Raw genomic sequence first — 20,706 nt, 5'->3', positions numbered from 1 at the left:
CTAAAGCTAGCGTTTACTTATATGTTTAATATTCCTTCCATCTGTTCCGTCTTGAAGCAACTCTAGTAACCCATCTGGTACCAGTTTCACTGTCAAATTCCCCTTAAAATAATTAAGTGGCTTCCATACTGCTTTATAGGTTTTTTCTCCTTCTATTCCATCTATTTCTTTCAAATCATAAAGTGATCTATTCATAAGTTCAGCCTCATAAATAAAATCATTTTCGTGTCCAATTTGATCCTGGTAGTTGAATATATTCTCAATTACCCCAATCAAGGTAGGTTCTGAAATATCTGCATCAATTTCTTCTTTGACTTCACGAATTACGGTAATTTTGCTACTTTCTCCATATTCAACGGTTCCCCCAATAGGTCGATAATAAGTTATGCCTACAGCCTCATCAAAAAATTCTTCTAACAGTAGTTCTTTCCCTCTTCGTATAACACAAAGTGAAACTGTTCTAATTATCACTATATCCTCCCTGCTTCTGTGTATTTATGCTTCTAGGTGTTAACTCAAACCTTCTCTTATAATTTGTAATAATTCTTCTTTGTGGTCTGGGTGACATGCAATTAAATAAGGTTCTTCTTTCATTCCATTAAAATTATTTCCTTCAAAATCTATAACAAGCCCCCCTGCTTCCTTAACCATTAAGATACCTGAATACAAGTCATCACCTTCAGAATTGTACAGAACAATTCCATCAATATCTCCTTTGGCCAACATACACCATTGAAGTGTTGGAGCCCATAATCTTAACATTCGCTTAAATCTAATATCAATGTATTGTCTTAGTTTTACTGCTAGTGGGTCGTTTTGTACTCTGTGACCTTGAATCCAACCTATATTTCCTTTGAGAATATTCGGGTTACTCTTCATTTGTATTCGTCGATTATTAAAACTTGTCCCTTCACCAATCACAGATACAAATAAACGTTCTGTTAGAGGTTCATAGACCACTCCAAGAACAGGCTCTCTTTTGTACATTAAGGTAATTGATATCGAAAAAACAGGTAAACCAATTGCAAAATTATTAGTTCCATCTAAAGGATCAATTAACCATAACCAATCGTGCTTAGTTCCGATAAGCCCTGCCTCTTCACTGTGTATCTGATGATTTGGAAATACGTTCTGTATTTGTTCGATAATGATTTCTTCACAGATATGATCAACTTCAGTAACCACATCCCCAAATTCATCTTTAGATCTCAGTTCAACAAAGTTATCAAACTTCTCCTTAGAGATTAGACCTGCTTCGCGAATAATTGTTATTGCAGTCTCTTTTGCGGTTTGAATAATCTTACGATCCATAACGCACCCCTTATTGATTTTGATTTGCTTCTTTGAATTCACCTCTAACTTCTGCCGGACCGATGGTAGCCCGATGAATGAACATGTTGTTATGTGGAGTCAGTCATTTCGTTGATTACTTACAAATTGATTTTTGAAATCTTTCTTAAAATTATGCTTATAACTTCTTCTGTTTCTTTATTATCTGTGTCAATATGTTCTTGAAATTTGATATCTTTGAATGCAAGTACACCTGCGTTTGTTTGCTTCTGATACCAAAAATCAAATTTGTCTCCACGTTTTTCAATTCGTTTTTTGATTGTCTCTTCAGATGCTAAGAGGCAAAAATGAAAAGTATCTCGATCGATACTTCTAAATCCATTTAATATGTAATTGAAATTTTCGGACTTATAAATGGTCATTGGAACAATAAGATGTTTCTTATACCTGTTCATTAATTCTTGAGCTGTCTGTACTACAAGTATTCTCCATAGTGCGATATCCTGAAAATCATCCGTTCGTTCTTCTTCCAAGTAGATCTCTTCTGATATGATCTTTCTCAACATATATCCAATTTCTTCAGGATCATAAATCATGCTATTAGGTATTAGAAGCTGCAGCTTTTGAGAAGTCGAGGTGTTGCCGGATCCAAATGAACCATTAATCATAATAATCAAATGATCACTCCTTCTGGTTTAGTTTTACATCGTGTACTTGACTGAGCTGGGACATCCGGTTAAGCGAAGTCGTTGCTCTCCATAATTACCTTTATATACTCATCCCAATCCTTACCGTCTGTATTGATTTCGATTGTTGGCACTCTTGAAATTTGAGCTTGATGTCTTAATACATTTTGGGTTTTTAATAATTCACTTACCGACGATCTTACTTCTTCTTCTGTTTTATAGATCCATTCTTCGGGTTGTCTGCTTTTAATTCTTTCTTCTACAACTTCGGGCGAGATTGTAAGCAAAATACACCTGGCGTTTAAAGACTCAAGCTGTTCTTCTATTTTATTTATCTCATCCAAATCCGAATCTGCAAATGCAGCTCTATGATTTAAGTGAAACCTCTCCAGCACATAAAATAGTCCCCTAGATCCTCTAGATGCAGGACCAAGTTGAATTGCCCAATCGTTAAGTTTCTTTAGCATTTCAACTCGCTCTTTAAGTAAATCAATGTGTTCTTCTCGCGTTAGACTCACATATTCTCCATGTTTATTGTTCAAAATTTGAGAATAATGTTCTCCAAGAATAACTACGCTCCGTTCTAATGAATCTTCTTGTGATTGATATCGTTTAATCGCTTTTAATACTGAAGTCTTCCCGGCATTTGAGTACCCCTCAAGAATTACTCCTCTAATATGCATTTAATTCTCCTCTCACTAACCATTATTTTACCTAACGTTCCTGTAATCATAACGTTCAACATTAGTTGAATGGGTTCGATGAAGCGCTTCCACAAAATATGTCTAGCAGACCATGGCTCCGTGAGGAGCCGCTGCTTGAATATTATGTTATACGACGAAATCGCTTCTTAGAGTGACTAGTATCGTCAAAATGTTGTTAGCCAGAGGAAGTTCTGGAAGCAGCCATTCTATTTAAGACATTCTCAAAATAGTGATATACTTCATCTGCAATCTCCAGAAACTCTTCAACAGATACATCGCTATCCAAATAACAAGCATACAGATACTCAACTAAAGCGCCGTCAATCGAGCAATAGTTTATTATGGCATCCTTCATCTTAATGATTTCATCTTCCCATACCCCTGTATCTTCTAAAACCAAAGAGTATAATGCACGAATTAATCTCTTAGAGTAACCTTTAATATATCTAGTTTTCATTGAGTGATCACTAGCAGTAGAAAGTGAACGACGTACACGATCTACTTCTTCCTTGGTCTCTATATTTAAGTCTAAAATAAATCGTGGAGAAATTATAATCGGTGCTACTTTTTCACCAATATCATCCCCATATATGCAAACACAAATGATCTTAACCCAAAAACCCCAATCGTTCGGTCTACTTAATACATCATCAATCGAGCAAATGATCGTATCTATCTTAGTGACGAATGGATATTCTTCCAAAAGCCTGTCTTTGATCTTTGACAATCTTTCGTAATCAATATCTTCTGGATTTGCACATACAAACGTAAAGTCTGCATCAGACTTAAAAGGTGTAGCTGTTCCTTTGGGAATCGAGCCACACATATAAATACTATGAATTTTATCTTTGAATTCGTTAAGGATATGATCCACATACTTATCAACCAAATCCTTATATTCACTTTGTATGGCAATTCTATTGATAACTTTTTCTAATATCATATAGACTCCTCCTAAACAATGAGCTTCTTTCGGCTAACGTTCCTGTATTCACGAACCCGAGAGGCTTAAGGCCACCGACGGGAGCTGAGTCGAAGACTTATCCTCGCAAGATTTTCTGGTTTCATCCACTTTCCCGATTACTCCTCTGCCAGCCCGATGCGTGAAAACAGTGTTAGATGAGGTTACTTTGAGCTACTCACAAAATCCCTCATGCCCTCTCTTAGCAAGCTAACCCCTTCTTCTACACTCTTCATATTCTCATCGTCATTCATATTATTCCTTGCATGTAATAATGCCGGTCTTAATGATTCTACTGAATTTCCAAATTGGTACATCCATTCATATCTAGGAACCATCCATAAATGAAAGTGATGTGTTGTATCTTCATTATAAAAATAATAGACCTTATCAATTCCCAATCGTTTTCTTTGTTCACTTCTGAGCTTATGGATTAACGAAATAAATTCTAATCGCTCTTCATCTGTCAATTCATCCATGCAGTAAAAATGCCTCTTTGAAGCTAATATAACTAACCCTTTAATTGGGTAAGCAATATCTTGATGGACATGAAAGTTGCTTGACTCAAAAATTACTCCACCTGTTGAAGAAATCAAACCACTTGTCAATGCGCAGCTTACACATTCAACTTCTACTGATCTTCCATCAGCCAATGTAATTAGTCTTGGCATTATGCACCTCATATTTTTGATTTTGATAAGAACTTGCATCGTAATTTCATCTAACGTTGTTGTATTCACGACGCCCACCACCTTAAAGGAACGAAGTGACTGGCCGCAACGCGGTTGGGCGGTGGAGATGGTTCGCCTGAATCCACTTTCAGCTTTGCCTCATCGGGCGCACCGAGGGGCGAAGGTCCCGAAGCGTGAATATTTTGTTATCTGAAGGAAAAGGATCGGTCTGCTTTAACTACTATCAATAACTATTCAACCTTTACTTCAGCAATAAAGAAATTCTCTCCAGGTATTGAATCTCCAGCCATTCTTCTTATCATTGACAATTGACCAACATGTGTCATTACATCTGATAATGGTCCTTGAATCATTTTTTCGACAATTCTATCTTTATTTGGTATTCCATTTGATTTCATTAGATTGTCTAAGTTATGCAGCTCATTAAAAAATGTCTGTACTTCGTCATTCCAGTTTCCTGATTCTTTCTTAAGTTGTACTTGGTTATCAAAAACGGATTGGGCATATCTTATGACATCAGACATGTGAGCCAAAATTTCAATTGGAGTTCTTACACCGTTACCGAGCTCATAATTCGGGTAATTACTTGGAGCATTTAGAATTGCTATAGAACAGCGATACTTGAGAGACGAGAGGTAATGTCTTAAAAAGTGAATTTCATCCATTTTAATTATCCTCTTTTCTATTCTTTTTGATTCTGTCATATAACGTTCCTCGCATTCACGAACTCCCGCAGGGAGTTGTCGCAGCAACCACTTCCCCGAACCCACGTCTGCGACCGAGGGCGCCAGCCCAATGCGTGAATGCGGTGTTACAGGATGTATCCGCCTTCCTTGATTTACAAACAAATTTATTTCATCTCTATTGGAAAATGCAAAATAAAATTTGATGTCCTACGTTCTAGTGATGAATGGATAGTTGCATACAATTCAAAACCATAGGATCCTTTTTGCTTATATTTAGATTCATTAATCCAATTATACAATTGGTCGTACGCACTCCCTGCATTGTCAATATTTCCTTCGTAATGAAAGACAGCATATGTTCCAGCAGGTATCACATAACTAACCATATCTTCTATTAATTCGTTCTCGAATTCACATTCGACTCCCGCGATCCAAGTAAATAAATCCGTATCAGGATTATAATCTTGGGGATCTATAAAAACTCCATACGTTGTAGGAAGATTTACAGCACCTGGAACCTCCTTAACAACTTCATTAAATCTCTGTTGTAATTTAGGTATAATATGCTGCTCTTTAGTGTCCCTTAAAAGAGTTTCTACTTTAAGGCCGACAATTCTGGTTTCCGTTCTTTCAATAATTTCAATATGCATATGAATTCTCTCCTCACCTTATGTTTTTGCGGATATTTCCTATAACGTTCCTGTATTCACGAACCTCGAAGGGGTTGTCTGCTGAAATGCATCTCCGAAATCCATCTCGCAGACCAAGGCTCCGAAGGAGCCGCAGCGTGAATATTATGTTATACGACGGAATCACTTCTCTGATTGACTTACATCTTCTTTTCTACTTTAACTTTGTTTGGGACCTGCCCTATGTTCCAATAAATCTCCAGGCTGTCATGACGAATCAAGGAGCGTAGCGACGCAGCGTGAATGGTGTTATGCGATGGTGCATACTTCTCTGAATAACTACAAACCTAAATTAAATTCTTAACCTTGTAGTTACTAATAATTCGCGCGGAAACTAACTTTATTAACTCTATATAAATATGTAATTCATCATTAGTCTTTTCAAATGAATATTTAGTGGTGAATTTTCGATTTGAATGTGTACATTCACATCTAAATTCATAGATTATCTTTGCTAGGTTTGATATGTTTTTCAATTCATCTTCTTTCTTCAACAGCCCCAAACGGTTTTGTAAAATAAAAATGATATCTTTATTTGCAACCAAATAAGCAGAATCGTGGGTTTCACCTTTAAAATACTTCTCTAGTACTAAACGCAACTTTTCATGATCATTTTTCTTAATATTATATTGTTCAACTATTTTAATCATTTGAGTAACATGATCATCGTTATATGAAGAAAACCAGTTAGAATTTATCACTTGTTTTACATCCTGAACTAATTCGTACTGAAAGACTTCATCAAAGATACATTCTAATATTTGATAAAAAGCTAAGTACTTAAACTTTGAATCATCCATCATTTGTGCTTTATAGTAATATTCCAACAAATCACTATCATATGAATGTTTAAGTGACAGAACATTGACCTCTTGAAGTCTGTTTGACGTATCAAATACTTCATCAGCATCATCGTACTCAGTATCATCAATTATTTCATATAATTTTAAATCTACTGAATGTCTACTGGATAAATCAAACAAAATATTCTTAGCAATATATATATAATGATCTACAATATTTGGATCATCAGTAGATATTGCTAATGTAGAATTAATATTTAATATTTTTATACTTGTAAACCAATCTTCCTCAAGATCAGATTGATAATCTTGATGGAAATTTAATAACTTCATTAACTCATGAGAATAGGAGCTAATTTCGTAAATAATGCCTCCATCGCTAATTTGAGTTTCATCAGGGATTAGGGCAACACCATCAAGTCCACTTCCCCAGGTAACTGAACTAAGGTTTAAAATTAATTCAACATAATTATCACAATAACAACCTAAATAAGGGATGTACCTCATCTTAAAATATCTTTCAATTTGATTTAATGTTTCTTCTAGATTTTCGTGATCAATACTAAAAGAAACGTAATCAGCCCAACTATTGTTCGAAATAATAACTTCTTCATTATCTTCAACTTCTACTTTAGCATCAATGTTGATTTTTTTAAGTAATTCTGTTATTTGTTCTTCCATGTAATTACCTCAATTCTGTTGTTTTAATGTACTTTCGCATAACATTTCGCATTTCCGACGTTCAACTGTCTAAGTGGCAGGTCCGGGTAGCTCAGCCACTTAGACAGTTGAATGTGTCTCCTGAATTTAAGCTTCCTCGAAATCTAACTAGAGACCGAGGAGCTTCAGCGACGATGTGGAAATGTATTAGTTAGAAGATTCTTTTTTTGCCGCAATTACGCTTCCAACTGTTCATCAAGTCCTAAAGGTGTAATCTTAGTATTCTTAATCTTAGATCGCGCCTTTTCAAGTTGATTTATTTGTTTATCTAATTCATTCTTTTTCAACCTTTCTTTCCATGTTATATAAAGTTTAACTGTATTAGCATACGGAGCACTAGATCTACAAACACAGAAAATATCATAATTTCTATCAATTAATCTAACAAATGTTTTACCTAATGGCTGGAATGCAAGTTCCTCATCCGCCAATCTGCTTGTAAATGCAGAAGAAAATAGTTCTATCTCATTAAACAAATCATTAGCCTCGGTTTTTATGGTTTTATCAAAAGCCTTTTTAAAATCGTCTTGATTTGAAAAAGGAAATTCCTTAATATCAATAACGTCCTCAGTATAAAAACTATATTCATATTGCTCCATTAATTCTCTATGCTTTACCGCGAGGGGAAAAATAGTATTTTTATATCTTTCAATAAATTCAATCGACTTTTCGACAGAAAGGCGCTTATTTCTAACTTCAATATCATGCTTTAATAAGCTGACCTGCTCCATTCCTATTTCAACCTGTTTTATTGAGACTGTTAATTGATCTAATGCAATTTTGAACTGCCGCAATCCATAAATCGCTATTATAGCCAAAACTATTCCAGAAATAAAATAAATCAACTCAATAAATGATCTAATAAGTTGATAAATCATCTCATACATAACTTGATATTCCCCCAGTATAGCTATATTTTCTAAACATTCTAAAAGGTTTCGGCTAACGTTCCCTTATTCATGAACGCCGAAGGGTTGTCTGCTGAAATCCCTCTTCGAGATTCAACTTGCAGACCAAGGCTCCATAAGGAGCCGCTGCTTGAGTATTAAGTTATATGACGGAGTCGCTTCTAGACACAGCTCTCACTAATTGTTTTCTTCTGGTACATATTCGATCAAATCAGACAACTTACAATTAAACGTATCACACAACTTAAAAAGTGTTTCTAGTTTGGTTGTTTCTATATTCGTCTCCCTGTATAACTTGTTGATTGAGTTACGACTTAAGCCTGATCTCACCATCAATTCGGTTATATCATCTATTCGATGTTCTGCCATGAGTTCTCGTATATTGCACTTGATTACGTTCATCTTTTCCCCTCCATAGTTCTATCTTATCTTCCACATTAGTATTCATCAATGAAAAGCGAAGTTTTCACTCTACAAAGTCAAATATTCACCTTGTAATTAACTTCATAGAGTTATATAATGACTCTATAGAGTTAATCGAAAGGGGAATAAGATATGTTTAATACATTAGAATCGCTAACAGAACCACTTATAAGAATACGTCTAGAATTACTCTATACTGAGCTTTTAGAGTGTCATGCGGAATACACTCAACTTTCTTCTGAGGCAGATCAATACTTCAAAACACTTCGTGATGCTTTGCCCGATCAACTTCAACATACGGTTTTTCTTTACGAAGACGCTCAAATTTCTCTTCAATCCATCTTAGAAAGAAGTATCTACATACAAGGTTTCAAAGACGCTCTACAACTCTTTAGTGAATTGCAAAACTCTAGCATTTAGAGGATCATATGATCCTCTTTTCTATTGTTCTTGATTCTGTCGTATAACGTTCCTGTATTCATGAACCCCAAAAGGGTTGTCTGCCGAAATTCCTCCTCGAAGTCCTTCCCGCAGACCCAGGCTCCGAAGGAGCCGCTGCTTGAATATTATGTTATGAGATGTCATTGGCTTCTGCGATCTATCCCCAAAACATTCCGTTGTGTCCTTCATCCACTATCTTTAACTGTGTTTCAAAATCCTCACTCGGTTCGATGTCATCTATGAAATGCCATTTCCCTTTACTGTCCTGCCAATATATCTTCCATTCATTATCACCTAATCTAAACTGAGCTACTGGCATCTGCACCCATTGATCACTTTTAAATCCTTGTCTTTCTTCAATCAATGTCACATGATTTCCTCTGATCTTATAACTGATTCTTATTTGGCTTTTCACATGTTCTGGTACTGCATTTTTGGTGTATTTGTCCATGATCTTCATAATCCGCTTCTTTGTAAAGTCATCCATAGTTTGTATCTCTCCTGCCTTAATCCGTTTTACTCTACTTATATCACAATGATGTCTCATAACGTTTCTGTATTCACGACCCAGCATATGCTGGGTGTCTGGCAAATGCCGGACCAAGAGCGAATGCTCGCAGCGTGAATATGATGTTATGCGACGGAATCACTTCTCTGATTTACATACATAGTTATTGAAACTCTATTGTAAGGTTATTAATTTCTAAAAGTATATTTTATCCAGCTTTTTGTCATAAAGAAATTTTCAGGAAGTTCAAATTCATTTGAATCATAAATATCATCAAGTTCTAGTTGGCCAATCTTTTCATCATTGATGATTTGTTTTATTAATAATCTTTCAATAGGCATTGGATCGCTAGAAGTATTTCCAGCCCCTACCTCACAACTCATCCATTTAATAATCCATTTTGAAAGTGCATCCCACTCTTTGCATTCAAAAGTCTTACTAGTTTGTCCAATAGGTATCTCTTTCTCAATACTATTAATCGAATTAACTTTAATGCCTCCTCGTAATTCATCAACTACCATAACAAAACTTCTTTGCTTAATCGGTTCAAATTGTGAGGCTTGTTGTATTTGATCTCGCAAAAGTTGAGCCTTATAATTTTCGCTTTTTTTTAATTGAAGTAGTGCTGTTTTTGAGAATTTTTGGTCTGGAATAGAAATTGTAACTGCCAGGTCTGAACCATATTTATCCGTTTGATTTTTACCCTTCCTATGTAGGATATGCTGTTCAACCTCTACTTTATAAACTTCAGTAGTTCCTACATCGCACTTCCTTCTCTTTGCTAAAACTTCAGTAAGCCTATTTAAAAATGCTTCTTCGCTACACGGTCTTCCAATTAACCATCCCCTTGTTTCATTTTGTATTTCTTTCAAAATTACCGCAAGAATTTTATCTAAATCTAAGTTATTCATAATTTCTCCTTCTCTAAAGTTGATTCTTTGATATTGCCATCTTGATTCTGTCGTATAACGTTCTTGTATTCACGACTCGACGCATGTCGAGTGTCCGGCGTATGCCGGGCCAAGGACGGATGTCCGCAGCGTGAATATATTGTTATCCGAAGTCCTTAGCTTCTTTGAAATCCCCTAATATGCCCTTCAATACGGTTTCTCTCACTTCTTCACTTGATTGATCTAACATTTGGGCTAACTGACTTGCATGATAGATCACATATGAAGGATCTAATTTAGAACTTTGTTCAAAAAAGTTTTCAGGATATTCATTTCGTATAAGATCTTCTTCCTGAACAGCCCCGAAGTAATCAAATAGATCTCTAAATCCTCCTTTTTCAATGAGTTCGTCAATGACTTGTTCAATTCGGTCACGACTTATACGATCTACAATAATTATTGGTGAGGAAGCGCACCAATAGGCACCATTCAAGCAATGGCCATTCATTAAGTAATCTTTTCTCATTGATTCAATACATTTAATCGTATAGAAATTTGAAATCCATTTTGTTGAATCAGGGAATGTTACGACGACATCCACGTGAGCATCTTCTAAACCTTCCATCCATTCTTCCGCACCTATCCAAATATGTCTCTTGTTTGCAATCAATTTTTTACTCCTTTGTCTTTAAATATTTTTCATATGCTTCAAAGGATTTCGGATAACATCATATCTACGAACTTCTTAAATACCTCTCTTTTTAACGAATATACGAACTACATATAATATAACCCAGATTAATCCATCTGCGAAGTCACGAACGTACTCAAAAAAGCAGCCCGAGTAAACTGTCCCTTATGTTAGCCATAACTAACATGTAGGATGCAGTTTACACCTGGGCTGCTCTTTCCTCACTCAACAATAGAAGAATCGCCGATAACCTTCAGTGGTCAAACTTTTCTCCTCTTGCTCCCCTTCACCTAAAACATTTACTTCGCTCCGCCACTCCACACCACCCGCTCGCTCATCGCTTTATGTTGTGCAATCAGGCAGAGTTCTGCTGCTTTGAATGCATGTTCTTGTGTCATGGCTGTCTCGGTCCGGTCCAGACAATCGCGAATGAGTTGGCCGAAGAACGGGTAACCGACCTTGCCTTTTACATTGTATCGGTACTCCCCTTCATGATTGACCAGATACACCTGATCCCCCTGAGGTTCCCTTGCGATGTCGATATACTTCCGCAGCTCGATATAACCGTCCGTTCCCAGAATAACCGTACGCCCATCGCCCCATGTACCCAGACCATCCGGTGTGAACCAGTCCACTCGGAAGTAACCGGACGCTCCGTTGTCACCGATCAGGGAAGCTTCGCCGAAGTCCTCCAATTCCGGGAACTGCGGGTGATTGAAGTTATGCACACGACTGAACCCTACCTCAGCGTCCGAACATGATGCAAACGTCAGAAATTGTTCGATCTGGTGACTCCCGATATCACAGAGAATGCCGCCATACTGCTCATGCTTGAAGAACCAGTCGGGTCTTCCTCCGGCATTTAAGCGATGTGGACCAGTACCCATAACTTGCACTACTTTGCCGATTGCCCCTTGTTCGATGAGCTGCCCCGCATAGATCGCACTTTCTACATGCAGTCGTTCACTGTAATACACCATGTACTTTTTGCCCGTTCGCTTCACTTCTTCTCGTGCAAGCTTTAATTGCTCCAGCGTGGTAAATGGCGCTTTGTCTGTAAAATAATCCTTGCCTGCGGCCAGAACTCTCATGCCAAGCGGCGCACGATCTGAAGTGATCGCTGCACTTGCCACCAATAACACCTCATCATCGGCAAGCACCTCTGCTTCAGATCCAGCCACTTGAGCCTGTGGGAATTGCTTCCGAAATGCCTCTACCTTCGCCGGGTCCGGATCATATACCCACTTGAGGGTAGCTCCGGCCTCCAACAATCCCCCAACCATGCCGTAGATGTGCCCATGATCCAGCGCAACAGCAGCAATAGTGAACTCACCTGGACCACATACGACCTTTTTGGTAACACTTTTCGGTGCGTAGAACATTCCGTCTTTAGCCATGTCATCCCATCCTTATTATAAAATTTTGTTTACAATGAACTCGTCTATATAAGCTGAACTAAAGATTATCTACACTGATACTACGATGACAGAATTACCTTCCAATCACTGTTATCCCCAGATTTTTCTTATCCTTTTTCCAAAGGGGAAAATCCGGGGATAAGCGTATGCTTCCGATGTAGCTTTCTTTCAGAAAGCTTTTAGGCGAACGCTTCGCTTTTTCAGGTATTTTCTGTCCTCTCCGTTTCGTGTAAATGATTAGTTCAACTTATATAACAAATCTTCTTCATTTAAACGTCTGACTCAAATCAGCAGGTTGACTGCCACTGAATGCCTTGTCTTTCTTCGTCGTTGAACCAGCAATGCGTTCCTGCAGATGCTCGAAGAACAGATCCTCGTCGATCGGCAGATCCACCCAATTATCCGTCCAAGTGGACAGCAGCATCGCATTCGATAATGTTAATCCGTGAATACCATCCTCACCGGGAGCAATAAGTGGGGCGCCTGTACGAATCGCATCAACCCAGTTGCGAATCAGACCCGGGTGCCCGGTTTCCACACCTGTAATCGGGATTTCACACTTCCAGCATTCTGGCTGTCCAAAACCTCCGGTAAACCGCTGATTGAATTCAGGCTCAGATTCCCGAAGCCGCCAGAACGTCAACTTTCCATCTTCGATTACGATTTTCCCCCGGTCTCCGTTGACCTCGAATCGGTTCGTACCCGGTGCTTCGCCAGTAGTCGTTACAAAGACACCTGTTGCGCCATTTTCATACTCCACATAAGCGGTTACATCATCTTCCACTTCAATGTTCCGATACTTGCCAAATGAACAGAAAGCACGCATTCGCACCGGCATCATGCCGATGGTCCACTGCCACAGATCCAGTTGGTGCGGGTCCTGGTTAATCAGCACACCGCCGCCTTCCCCTGCCCAAGTTGCCCGCCAGCCGCCGGAGTCATAGTAACTCTGGGATCGGTACCAGTTCGTAATAATCCAGTTGGTACGGCGTACCTCTCCCAGCTCCCCCGAAGCGATCAAGTCTCTCAGTTTGATGTAGAGAGGGTTGGTCCGCTGGTTGTACATCATGGAAAAGACTTTACCACTGGCTGTGGCCGCTTCATTCATCTTGCGTACCTGTTTCGTATACACACCGGCCGGCTTCTCGATCATGACATGCAAGCCATGCTGGAAAGCCTGAATGGCCTGTTCCGGATGGTCATAGTGCGGCGTTGCAATTATGACTGCATCAATCGTACCCGAAGCCATCATCTGTTCAGCATCCTGCCAATAGGTGACCGTAGCCGGAAGATGACTCGATACCCAGCTCTCCATCTCTCTTCTTACATCACATACAGCGACCAGTTCTGCACCGGGTACTTCTCCGGCAACCAACGTTCTGGCATGTGCTGCTCCCATGTTGCCTATACCAATAACCGCTACTCGTACGATACTCATGACTGCTCCTCCTCGTCCACACGACGCTCAATTTCGGCAAAAACGTCTGCAAAATGCTGTAACATCGCCTTGGATTCCAAGGCCCCACTAAAGTCTTCAATTCCGTAATATCCGTCATACCCGACGGCACGAAGATCCCGCACCATCTGTACCCAATCGACCATGCCTTCAGTCAGGGGGGTCCATTGACATTTCCAGGCTGTATTTAGAGCCAATCCGCTACTCTTCTCAGTCACATTAGCCTTTTGCGAATCTTTCCCTTCTGCTTCAAACCACCCGGCATTTTTTACATGTACATGAGCCAGATAAGGGCCCAGCAACTCAAGTCCCATTCGATGATTCTCATATCCTTCATGTACCATATTGCCTGGATCGTACAATACACCCACATGCTGCGGGTCGAGCGATTGCACAAGCCGATAGGCCAGCGATGCCGTCGGTGCAATCGTCTGATGATGTGTCTCTACAATTGCCTTGATGTTGTACTGTTTGGCTAAATCCTGTACTTCAGTCAGGTAATCAACGGCTTTGCGATACAACTCAGGATAATGGGTCTTACGATCATATCCAGGAACACCCACACGCATCATGGATACTCCCAACCCAGCCGCAGCCTGAAACGCCTGCTCGGTGGCAGACAGATCTCCACAGTTCAGATACGGTACAAGTGCAATGGATTTCCGACCTTGCCCTGACGCTGCTTCACGAAAAACAGGAACCTGTTCCTGCCAGCGGCTCGGATCTACGGAGCATCGATTATTTCTCCAGTAAGAAGGCTCCTCGGATATCGCATCTTCAGGAATTCCGCGGAAACGCCACTCTATTCCATCAATCCCCGCTGCTGCCGCAGCCGATGCCAATTCTTCTGCATTCAGATCAGGGGTAGCCACGGTGAATACAGACAGTTTCATCATGATCCATCTCCTCATGTAAACGTATTCATTTTATGTCGTAAAGGCATTGTATCACTCCACTGAACGTCACCATAGGGGAAAACGCCAACAGATGAATGACAGATAACGAACAGAGCACATTCCCCATTCAGAGATAACCTCTCAAGATCATGTTATGATCTCATATCAAAAAAGACATCCTTGGAACAGATCTCAATTCTGTTCAAAGATGCCATGTACAATATTTATATATAGGATGAAATCATATCTCTCTAATCCCGGTCAAAGAACACGTGTTCCGCCTGTATTTTTCCCTGATCTATTGTCATGATTCCAAATGAGTATTGTTTTTGAAAACGTTTATCCGTAGGCGACCCGGGATTAAATACCAGTGTGTTGTCTACGGTATGCATCACCGGGATGTGCGAGTGTCCGTAGATCACAGCATCCACATGCTGGCCTGCAAAGGTATGAATTGCATTCTGCTCCGTGCCCTTTGATCCCAGATGACCGTGCACAAGACCCAGACGAATTCCCTCCACTTCAACAATGCGGGAATATCCCAGTTTTTCAGCGATTTCGGACGGGTCCGTATTACCAGCTACCCCTTCGACAGGCGCATACTCACTAAGCAATGGATATACGCTCCAATCCGACCAGTCACCCGCATGAAGAATGAGATCGGCACTCGCAAGTGCATCAACGAGCCTGGCAGGTAACCTCCGTGATTTACGTGAACAATGCGTGTCGGAGATGACTACAATTTCCATATCCCTCCCCCCCTTCCTTACCTCTGATTACAATCTACTCTGACTGCGATGGGACAGCTAACATCTGGGAACTGGAACGTTCCATATCTTCAAGTGTAATCGATGCGAAGAACTGCTCCACCTTCTCCTCGGCAACCTGATACAGATTGGTCAGCAAGCTGTCTATATGCAAGCCCACTTCACAATCCGGGTTACAATTGCCGTGAATCGGGAACAATGGGCCTTCATCCTTGGCAGCTTGATAGATCATGGCCAGCGTAATTTCACTTGCCGGCTTAGCCAGATAGAATCCTCTTGTTCCAGGAGAAGAGTTCACGAGTCCCGCCTTTTTCAGCCCGCCCAGAATACGTCTGACGACGACAGGGTTGGTATTCACGCTACCTGCAATGTGTGCAGATGTGATTCGTTCAGGCGCGCTGAGTGACAATAACAACAAACAATGCACACTGACCGAAAAATGAGTACTCATGATTAACCACCTTTATTTAATATAATCCAGGACATGCTGACGTTATTCAGAGAACAGATCCTTTTCGGGACGTGCTCTGATCTTGAGCTGCCGCACACTGTATTCCAGTTGTTTCACAATATCATCCAGCTGTTTGCGATCAATCTTGGTCGGATCTTCCACCGGTTTCGCGGACGACTTGAGATCGCGGATCGTTAACTGCTGCTCTTGCCATTTGTCCATTAGATCTGCAATATTGGCATAGAAACGTTCGTAGTCTTTGATGACCAAATCAAGATAAGCATCTACCTCATCCGGATCATAACCACGAAGTTTATAATTGAATTGTTTTTCATGAATCGATAACGCATCTAGCTGTACACCCAATTGTTTGAACAATTGTCTCTGTTTATCCAATCTTCGTTTCATATGTTCATCCATATTGACAACCTCCATTATAAGCCAAGCCGTAGTTCTATTTCCTGTGAAGAACATACGGCATTTTCTCTCTCTATTTTTTATAACACATAATCCGTCAGATATAAAATGATACGACCCTATTCCTTACGAAAATGATTGCTTTTCATGCAATTCGGGTAAAGACTCACTACACCCCACAAAAGGAAAGGAGCATGTTCTTATGAGTACATTAACCCAAGATCAACGTCAAGAATTGAAAAACGCCCTTTTGGAGCAACGCGAAAACTTGCAGCGCCATTTTGAATCCAGCATGGAAGACGGTGCTCCGGCCCAGTCGCTGAAAGATTCAACGGGTGAGCTGTCCTCCTATGATAATCATCCGGCAGATGCCGGTACAGAAACATTTGAACGCAGCCGTGATCTGGCGATTGACGATACATTAACAGACGAATTCAATCAAGTGAATGATGCATTGGAACGTATGGAACAAGGTACATACGGAACTTGTGTGACGTGCGGAAAAGATATTCCCTTTGAACGACTCGAAGCTATCCCCTATACCGCTTACTGTATAGATGACACGCCTAGCCGGGAGATCAGCAATGATCGGCCTGTTGAAGAAGAAGTCATGACCATGCCTCCGAGTGGTGCTGGCGAAGGAAGACAGCAGCGGGCCGGCAAGTTCGACAACGCGGATGCCTGGGAAGCGGTTGAAGAATACGGTACATCCAACTCCCCTGCAACTGCAGCCAAACGTGATGTGAAGGATTATGATGAGAACATGTAACTTTGTTATGAACTGAATCGGTAAGCGTCAAAATCGAATTTGATTCGATAGGCTGCTTCACCATTAGTCTTCATTATCACGCATCAAAAAGCCGCCAATGGCGGCTTTTTCTAGTTTTCTGCAATGTGGTCCCGCACGTTTGCCTTTACATGCTTCCAGCGATAGCACTGAAACCATATATTTCGTTCATCTATTCTTCCGACTCACTACCAGATGATGCAGATTCCTGCCGCTTCGAGACAGATCGAGATGCTTTCGGAGTGGATTTGGCCTTACCCGACGTACCTTTCTTTTTCTCTTTTGCATCTGTCTTGGAAGCAGGTATTTTCATTATAGGTTTAGAAAGGGCAGAAAATAACTGAAACACCTCATGTTCCCCTTCTTGATTCTCTTTCGTTGTATAGGGTTCACAGAGTTTTATGATGTTCTTATACAACTGCTCTACTTCCTCACGGGTTGCATACAGCGTGATGTCCGAGAGAAACATCCGATCTTCGTTCTCCGCCTGATGCATGAACCGCTGACGACTCTGTTCGAACATCTCATTTAATAATTTGAGCGTTTCAGAGCGAAACACCTGTTTCAATGGTGAGTTTTCATTGTCTTCATCTTCATGACGAAGATGGATTTCTCCGGTGAATGGTTCGTAGTATTTTGCGATAATGCCATTAATCTCACGTGTGGAAACGATAGTCAGCAGACCAATTTTCTCCAGCTTTTTTACATGATAGTGAACTTTGGCTGGCACCTCACCCATCTGGTCGGCGATTTCTTTGACAGTAGATGGTCTGCCCTGCTTGTTAAACATATTCATGATCTGTATCCGATACGGATCGGAGTAAATTTTAATTTCTTCAATGGTTGAAAGAACCTTGTGCTCCATCCCTGTATCCTCATTTCCGGGGTACCTGTTGTCCATCAATGTCTCTATTATACCGCTGCGTCAGGGCTTCGGTCAAAACGAGCCGGAAATGACTTGATACAGAAAATCGGCTAATGATTGCTTCTGAATGTACTTCACAGAGCACTTCGAAAACTTTTGCTAAATAACAGCATACCTGCTGACATGGCAAGCATAATACCAAAAACGATAAACAGAACAGGCATGCTCATCCAATCTGCAAGTGCTCCCGAAACCAGGCTTCCAAGTGGTGCGACACTCACGACGAGCATACTCTGAAGAGCATACACTCTGCCCAGCATCTCGGAAGGGGTAACTTCCATAAGATACGTAGCCAGCGGGGTCGTAGCCAGTGGTATACCCATTCCCATCAGTAGACAAAAGGCCGCTGCAACCGGCAGTTGGAAGGAAGTCATATAAGCGGGTAGTGCCGTCATCGCATAACTGAGACCCAACATGACAATACCGCTGATCACTAGCACACTTTTACGATAATGTGCCCCTTTTTGGGTTAACCACACACCACTTAGCAGCATGCCTCCCACCATCAGTCCACTGAGCAGACTTAATCCCCCAGCGCCAGCATGCAACGTTTCAATGACATAGGGTGTACGGAGAACATTGAACGGCATCAGGCAGAAATTAACGAAGGCAAACAAGATGGAGACGATTAATAATAAGGCATGTTTACGGAGAAAATAAAAAGCTTCCGCCATTTCGGAGAATATACTAGCTTTTTCGGATGGAAGAGAATTCATTTCAGTGGATGTTTTATTATCATTGTTAGCAGATGTCGAGACCTCAGGGTAGCCTACTCGGCTCATCATTAAAGCACTAAGCGCAAACAAACCCGCATCAATCAGGATCGTCCAGGTAATGCCTATTGTAGCAATAAGGGCACCCGCCACTGCAAGTCCGGTGAGTTCGGCCACTCTGGTTGCGGAAGAGGACATCGCATTACCCGAAAGCAGCATGGATGGGGGAAGCAATCTGGGGACACTGGACACTTCCGCAGGAGTAGTGAAACATTCCAGCAAAGAATTCAGAATTGTCATGACAAACAGATGCCACACTTCGAGTTGCCCCAATCCGAACAACAGAGCTGTAATCCCAACGGACAACCCACGACCGGTGTTGGTAATCACAATCACTTTTTTGGGAGACATGCGATCAACCAAAGCCCCGGCGAACAGACCCAGAAGGATATTGGGCAAAAAATTCACCGCCAGCAACGTACCCATCAGCACTTTCGAACCGGTTAGGATATATACCATCCAACTGTAGGCAATCGAATCAATGGAATCACCAAATCTGGATACCACTTTACTAAGCATAAACTGCATATACGGTCTGATTCGTATCAACTCACCCATACCTTGTTTGCCAACGGCTGTGCTATCATTCATGAACTTCCACTCCTCAACGTTAAAATATTTTTCATGTTAATTTTATTTTAACGTAAGTTATGCAGAAATCAATACCTCCGTGATAATAATTTTAACGTTGGGTGAACAAAGTAAACTCTCGCTCTGCTTTCAGATGATTCGTAATCAACATCACGACTTTTGGGCCAACCTTTTGAACGATCTGCTATAACACAAAAAAACAGACCACAAGTGGTCTGCTCGGCTGGACAGATTGTATTTGTACTGCCTTTATATGCTGCCTACTTCTCAACACGCAATATAAATCCAGACTGTTCAGCCTGTACCTCCAACATCAGATCGCGTACCCGTCCTGCTTCATACTCCATGCGTTCCTCGCTAATTCGGTAGTTGGTCCACTTTAACTCTAGTGGAAGTTCAATCGTACCCGTCAAGCAATCCCACAGAGCATCGAGATTACCGCCATAAAAATCCGGCAGCTTCAGCTTATCCTTTAATTGTTGATGAAGTTCAGCGCTACTAGCAAAGTTTTCTCCATCCAGAATCACGGTGTTCATGGCTGCTCCTTCCTCTATTTCATGCGTGTAAATGATGCATAGTGATCTGTCGTTTTGTAGATGAGTCCATCATTGGAGTACACAATCCGATCCGAATTACGGAAACCGGAAGTATAGTTAATATCTGCTTCGCGCCATGTACGTCCACTGGCTGAAGGCAGAAGCCCCTCCCGATTGCCAAATACATCTCCGCCGATGCTTTTCCCAGGAGCCACTACAGCCAAGTTTCCTTTTGACGCTACCCAGCCAAGTCCTGTTGCCTGTGATTTGGTAATAAAGTTACATGGCAACGTTCCGTTTGCACTCAAATAGTTTGCTACACCCGTAAACGTATTGATGATGGTACATGTTGCAGCAGATGCCTTCTGCTGTCCGACTGGAGTGAACTGTGAACCTGTGAGGAAAACAAACGTTAACAACAATGCCAGTAATGCGGTGGATATCAACTTTTTCATCAAAATTCGGCCTCCCGATCCCTCAAAGTAGATGAACGTTGTCACGATATGCATACTGCAAGCTGTAACTTTCTAGTTGTGCGTTCTGCTAGATTATAGTAAACAAGTCATCTCATGACTATTTATATCACATCATTTTGGT

At 40.7% G+C, this 20,706-nt stretch carries 26 protein-coding genes; 2 read left to right on the top strand and 24 right to left on the bottom strand.

Annotated elements, in window-relative coordinates; all coding sequences use genetic code 11:
- Positions 1 to 6 precede the first annotated feature (6 nt).
- The 11 genes from ABTV53_RS11195 to ABTV53_RS11145 form a co-directional block, all read right to left on the bottom strand.
- Positions 7 to 471: an NUDIX hydrolase gene (locus ABTV53_RS11195; protein WP_433752946.1), complete on the bottom strand. Its 465-nt coding sequence runs from the start codon at positions 469 to 471 to the stop codon at positions 7 to 9.
- Positions 472 to 510: 39 nt separating this feature from the next.
- Entirely contained in the window at positions 511 to 1,311 is an 801-nt protein-coding gene (locus ABTV53_RS11190) for an inositol monophosphatase family protein (protein WP_433752944.1), read from the bottom strand.
- Between the two features lie 119 nt (positions 1,312 to 1,430).
- Entirely contained in the window at positions 1,431 to 1,958 is a 528-nt protein-coding gene (locus tag ABTV53_RS11185) for an AAA family ATPase (protein ID WP_433754154.1), read from the bottom strand.
- Positions 1,959 to 2,026: 68 nt separating this feature from the next.
- Positions 2,027 to 2,659 carry a hypothetical protein gene (locus ABTV53_RS11180; RefSeq protein WP_433752942.1) on the bottom strand — a complete coding sequence of 211 codons (633 nt, stop codon included), beginning with the start codon at positions 2,657 to 2,659 and terminating at the stop codon, positions 2,027 to 2,029.
- Between the two features lie 196 nt (positions 2,660 to 2,855).
- Positions 2,856 to 3,623 carry a nucleotidyltransferase domain-containing protein gene (locus ABTV53_RS11175; RefSeq protein ID WP_433752940.1) on the bottom strand — a complete coding sequence of 256 codons (768 nt, stop codon included), beginning with the start codon at positions 3,621 to 3,623 and terminating at the stop codon, positions 2,856 to 2,858.
- A gap of 182 nt (positions 3,624 to 3,805) precedes the next feature.
- The gene (locus tag ABTV53_RS11170) at positions 3,806 to 4,312 is read right to left on the bottom strand and encodes an HIT family protein (RefSeq protein ID WP_433754152.1); all 507 of its coding nucleotides are present in this window, start codon (positions 4,310 to 4,312) and stop codon (positions 3,806 to 3,808) included.
- A gap of 251 nt (positions 4,313 to 4,563) precedes the next feature.
- Positions 4,564 to 5,037 carry a hypothetical protein gene (locus tag ABTV53_RS11165; protein WP_433752938.1) on the bottom strand — a complete coding sequence of 158 codons (474 nt, stop codon included), beginning with the start codon at positions 5,035 to 5,037 and terminating at the stop codon, positions 4,564 to 4,566.
- A gap of 146 nt (positions 5,038 to 5,183) precedes the next feature.
- On the bottom strand, positions 5,184 to 5,669 hold the full coding sequence (locus ABTV53_RS11160) for a GyrI-like domain-containing protein (RefSeq protein ID WP_433752936.1): 486 nt from the start codon (positions 5,667 to 5,669) through the stop codon (positions 5,184 to 5,186).
- Between the two features lie 326 nt (positions 5,670 to 5,995).
- Entirely contained in the window at positions 5,996 to 7,192 is a 1,197-nt protein-coding gene (locus tag ABTV53_RS11155) for a hypothetical protein (protein WP_433752935.1), read from the bottom strand.
- 215 nt (positions 7,193 to 7,407) lie between these two features.
- The gene (locus tag ABTV53_RS11150; RefSeq protein WP_433752933.1) at positions 7,408 to 8,118 is read right to left on the bottom strand and encodes a hypothetical protein; all 711 of its coding nucleotides are present in this window, start codon (positions 8,116 to 8,118) and stop codon (positions 7,408 to 7,410) included.
- Between the two features lie 198 nt (positions 8,119 to 8,316).
- Positions 8,317 to 8,541 (bottom strand): helix-turn-helix domain-containing protein, encoded by a 225-nt coding sequence (locus ABTV53_RS11145; protein ID WP_433752932.1) that lies wholly within the window; start codon positions 8,539 to 8,541, stop codon positions 8,317 to 8,319.
- A 153-nt stretch (positions 8,542 to 8,694) separates the two neighbouring features.
- Here ABTV53_RS11145 and ABTV53_RS11140 point away from each other — a divergent pair, with 153 nt between their 5' ends.
- Positions 8,695 to 8,982, top strand: a complete 288-nt coding sequence (locus tag ABTV53_RS11140) for a DUF6809 family protein (protein WP_433752930.1) — start codon at positions 8,695 to 8,697, stop codon at positions 8,980 to 8,982.
- A gap of 178 nt (positions 8,983 to 9,160) precedes the next feature.
- Here ABTV53_RS11140 and ABTV53_RS11135 read toward each other — a convergent pair whose 3' ends face one another.
- The 9 genes from ABTV53_RS11135 to ABTV53_RS11095 form a co-directional block, all read right to left on the bottom strand.
- Positions 9,161 to 9,490 (bottom strand): DUF3024 domain-containing protein, encoded by a 330-nt coding sequence (locus ABTV53_RS11135; RefSeq protein WP_253496181.1) that lies wholly within the window; start codon positions 9,488 to 9,490, stop codon positions 9,161 to 9,163.
- 209 nt (positions 9,491 to 9,699) lie between these two features.
- Positions 9,700 to 10,422 (bottom strand): hypothetical protein, encoded by a 723-nt coding sequence (locus ABTV53_RS11130; protein ID WP_433752928.1) that lies wholly within the window; start codon positions 10,420 to 10,422, stop codon positions 9,700 to 9,702.
- Positions 10,423 to 10,564: 142 nt separating this feature from the next.
- On the bottom strand, positions 10,565 to 11,071 hold the full coding sequence (locus tag ABTV53_RS11125) for a hypothetical protein (protein ID WP_433752926.1): 507 nt from the start codon (positions 11,069 to 11,071) through the stop codon (positions 10,565 to 10,567).
- 320 nt (positions 11,072 to 11,391) lie between these two features.
- Positions 11,392 to 12,489, bottom strand: a complete 1,098-nt coding sequence (locus ABTV53_RS11120) for a Gfo/Idh/MocA family protein (protein WP_433752924.1) — start codon at positions 12,487 to 12,489, stop codon at positions 11,392 to 11,394.
- Between the two features lie 286 nt (positions 12,490 to 12,775).
- Positions 12,776 to 13,948 carry a Gfo/Idh/MocA family protein gene (locus ABTV53_RS11115; RefSeq protein ID WP_433752922.1) on the bottom strand — a complete coding sequence of 391 codons (1,173 nt, stop codon included), beginning with the start codon at positions 13,946 to 13,948 and terminating at the stop codon, positions 12,776 to 12,778.
- Positions 13,945 to 14,859: a sugar phosphate isomerase/epimerase family protein gene (locus ABTV53_RS11110; RefSeq protein WP_433754150.1), complete on the bottom strand. Its 915-nt coding sequence runs from the start codon at positions 14,857 to 14,859 to the stop codon at positions 13,945 to 13,947. Before ABTV53_RS11110 ends, ABTV53_RS11115 begins: the two co-directional genes overlap by 4 nt.
- A gap of 254 nt (positions 14,860 to 15,113) precedes the next feature.
- Entirely contained in the window at positions 15,114 to 15,611 is a 498-nt protein-coding gene (locus ABTV53_RS11105) for a metallophosphoesterase family protein (protein WP_433752920.1), read from the bottom strand.
- Positions 15,612 to 15,645: 34 nt separating this feature from the next.
- Entirely contained in the window at positions 15,646 to 16,080 is a 435-nt protein-coding gene (locus ABTV53_RS11100) for an Rrf2 family transcriptional regulator (protein ID WP_433752918.1), read from the bottom strand.
- Positions 16,081 to 16,122: 42 nt separating this feature from the next.
- A complete protein-coding gene (locus ABTV53_RS11095; RefSeq protein ID WP_017689054.1) occupies positions 16,123 to 16,500 on the bottom strand; it encodes a DivIVA domain-containing protein in 378 nt (125 codons plus the stop codon).
- Between the two features lie 199 nt (positions 16,501 to 16,699).
- Here ABTV53_RS11095 and ABTV53_RS11090 point away from each other — a divergent pair, with 199 nt between their 5' ends.
- Positions 16,700 to 17,266, top strand: a complete 567-nt coding sequence (locus ABTV53_RS11090; RefSeq protein ID WP_433752916.1) for a TraR/DksA C4-type zinc finger protein — start codon at positions 16,700 to 16,702, stop codon at positions 17,264 to 17,266.
- A gap of 190 nt (positions 17,267 to 17,456) precedes the next feature.
- Here ABTV53_RS11090 and ABTV53_RS11085 read toward each other — a convergent pair whose 3' ends face one another.
- From ABTV53_RS11085 to ABTV53_RS11070, 4 genes are all read right to left on the bottom strand, one after another.
- Positions 17,457 to 18,149: an ArsR/SmtB family transcription factor gene (locus ABTV53_RS11085; protein WP_433752914.1), complete on the bottom strand. Its 693-nt coding sequence runs from the start codon at positions 18,147 to 18,149 to the stop codon at positions 17,457 to 17,459.
- A 134-nt stretch (positions 18,150 to 18,283) separates the two neighbouring features.
- Complete coding sequence (locus ABTV53_RS11080; RefSeq protein ID WP_433752912.1) at positions 18,284 to 19,573, bottom strand: MFS transporter; 1,290 nt, start codon at positions 19,571 to 19,573, stop codon at positions 18,284 to 18,286.
- 260 nt (positions 19,574 to 19,833) lie between these two features.
- Positions 19,834 to 20,109 carry a barstar family protein gene (locus ABTV53_RS11075; RefSeq protein ID WP_433752910.1) on the bottom strand — a complete coding sequence of 92 codons (276 nt, stop codon included), beginning with the start codon at positions 20,107 to 20,109 and terminating at the stop codon, positions 19,834 to 19,836.
- 14 nt (positions 20,110 to 20,123) lie between these two features.
- The gene (locus tag ABTV53_RS11070; protein ID WP_433752908.1) at positions 20,124 to 20,564 is read right to left on the bottom strand and encodes a ribonuclease; all 441 of its coding nucleotides are present in this window, start codon (positions 20,562 to 20,564) and stop codon (positions 20,124 to 20,126) included.
- Positions 20,565 to 20,706 lie beyond the last annotated feature (142 nt).

The sequence above is a fragment of the Paenibacillus amylolyticus genome (assembly GCF_050990605.1).
GTDB lineage: Bacteria > Bacillota > Bacilli > Paenibacillales > Paenibacillaceae > Paenibacillus > Paenibacillus amylolyticus_H.
This window is presented reverse-complemented; position numbering and strand designations above follow the sequence as displayed.

Coding starts and splice junctions, on each gene's coding strand:
- ABTV53_RS11190 (WP_433752944.1), bottom strand. CDS start 1,311: ATGGATCGTAAGATTATTCAAACCGCAAAAGAGACTGCAATAACAATT.
- ABTV53_RS11185 (WP_433754154.1), bottom strand. CDS start 1,958: ATGATTAATGGTTCATTTGGATCCGGCAACACCTCGACTTCTCAAAAG.
- ABTV53_RS11180 (WP_433752942.1), bottom strand. CDS start 2,659: ATGCATATTAGAGGAGTAATTCTTGAGGGGTACTCAAATGCCGGGAAG.
- ABTV53_RS11175 (WP_433752940.1), bottom strand. CDS start 3,623: ATGATATTAGAAAAAGTTATCAATAGAATTGCCATACAAAGTGAATAT.
- ABTV53_RS11170 (WP_433754152.1), bottom strand. CDS start 4,312: ATGCCAAGACTAATTACATTGGCTGATGGAAGATCAGTAGAAGTTGAA.
- ABTV53_RS11165 (WP_433752938.1), bottom strand. CDS start 5,037: ATGACAGAATCAAAAAGAATAGAAAAGAGGATAATTAAAATGGATGAA.
- ABTV53_RS11160 (WP_433752936.1), bottom strand. CDS start 5,669: ATGCATATTGAAATTATTGAAAGAACGGAAACCAGAATTGTCGGCCTT.
- ABTV53_RS11155 (WP_433752935.1), bottom strand. CDS start 7,192: ATGGAAGAACAAATAACAGAATTACTTAAAAAAATCAACATTGATGCT.
- ABTV53_RS11150 (WP_433752933.1), bottom strand. CDS start 8,118: ATGTATGAGATGATTTATCAACTTATTAGATCATTTATTGAGTTGATT.
- ABTV53_RS11145 (WP_433752932.1), bottom strand. CDS start 8,541: ATGAACGTAATCAAGTGCAATATACGAGAACTCATGGCAGAACATCGA.
- ABTV53_RS11140 (WP_433752930.1), top strand. CDS start 8,695: ATGTTTAATACATTAGAATCGCTAACAGAACCACTTATAAGAATACGT.
- ABTV53_RS11135 (WP_253496181.1), bottom strand. CDS start 9,490: ATGGATGACTTTACAAAGAAGCGGATTATGAAGATCATGGACAAATAC.
- ABTV53_RS11130 (WP_433752928.1), bottom strand. CDS start 10,422: ATGAATAACTTAGATTTAGATAAAATTCTTGCGGTAATTTTGAAAGAA.
- ABTV53_RS11120 (WP_433752924.1), bottom strand. CDS start 12,489: ATGGCTAAAGACGGAATGTTCTACGCACCGAAAAGTGTTACCAAAAAG.
- ABTV53_RS11115 (WP_433752922.1), bottom strand. CDS start 13,948: ATGAGTATCGTACGAGTAGCGGTTATTGGTATAGGCAACATGGGAGCA.
- ABTV53_RS11110 (WP_433754150.1), bottom strand. CDS start 14,859: ATGAAACTGTCTGTATTCACCGTGGCTACCCCTGATCTGAATGCAGAA.
- ABTV53_RS11105 (WP_433752920.1), bottom strand. CDS start 15,611: ATGGAAATTGTAGTCATCTCCGACACGCATTGTTCACGTAAATCACGG.
- ABTV53_RS11100 (WP_433752918.1), bottom strand. CDS start 16,080: ATGAGTACTCATTTTTCGGTCAGTGTGCATTGTTTGTTGTTATTGTCA.
- ABTV53_RS11095 (WP_017689054.1), bottom strand. CDS start 16,500: ATGGATGAACATATGAAACGAAGATTGGATAAACAGAGACAATTGTTC.
- ABTV53_RS11090 (WP_433752916.1), top strand. CDS start 16,700: ATGAGTACATTAACCCAAGATCAACGTCAAGAATTGAAAAACGCCCTT.
- ABTV53_RS11085 (WP_433752914.1), bottom strand. CDS start 18,149: ATGGAGCACAAGGTTCTTTCAACCATTGAAGAAATTAAAATTTACTCC.
- ABTV53_RS11080 (WP_433752912.1), bottom strand. CDS start 19,573: ATGAATGATAGCACAGCCGTTGGCAAACAAGGTATGGGTGAGTTGATA.
- ABTV53_RS11075 (WP_433752910.1), bottom strand. CDS start 20,109: ATGAACACCGTGATTCTGGATGGAGAAAACTTTGCTAGTAGCGCTGAA.
- ABTV53_RS11070 (WP_433752908.1), bottom strand. CDS start 20,564: ATGAAAAAGTTGATATCCACCGCATTACTGGCATTGTTGTTAACGTTT.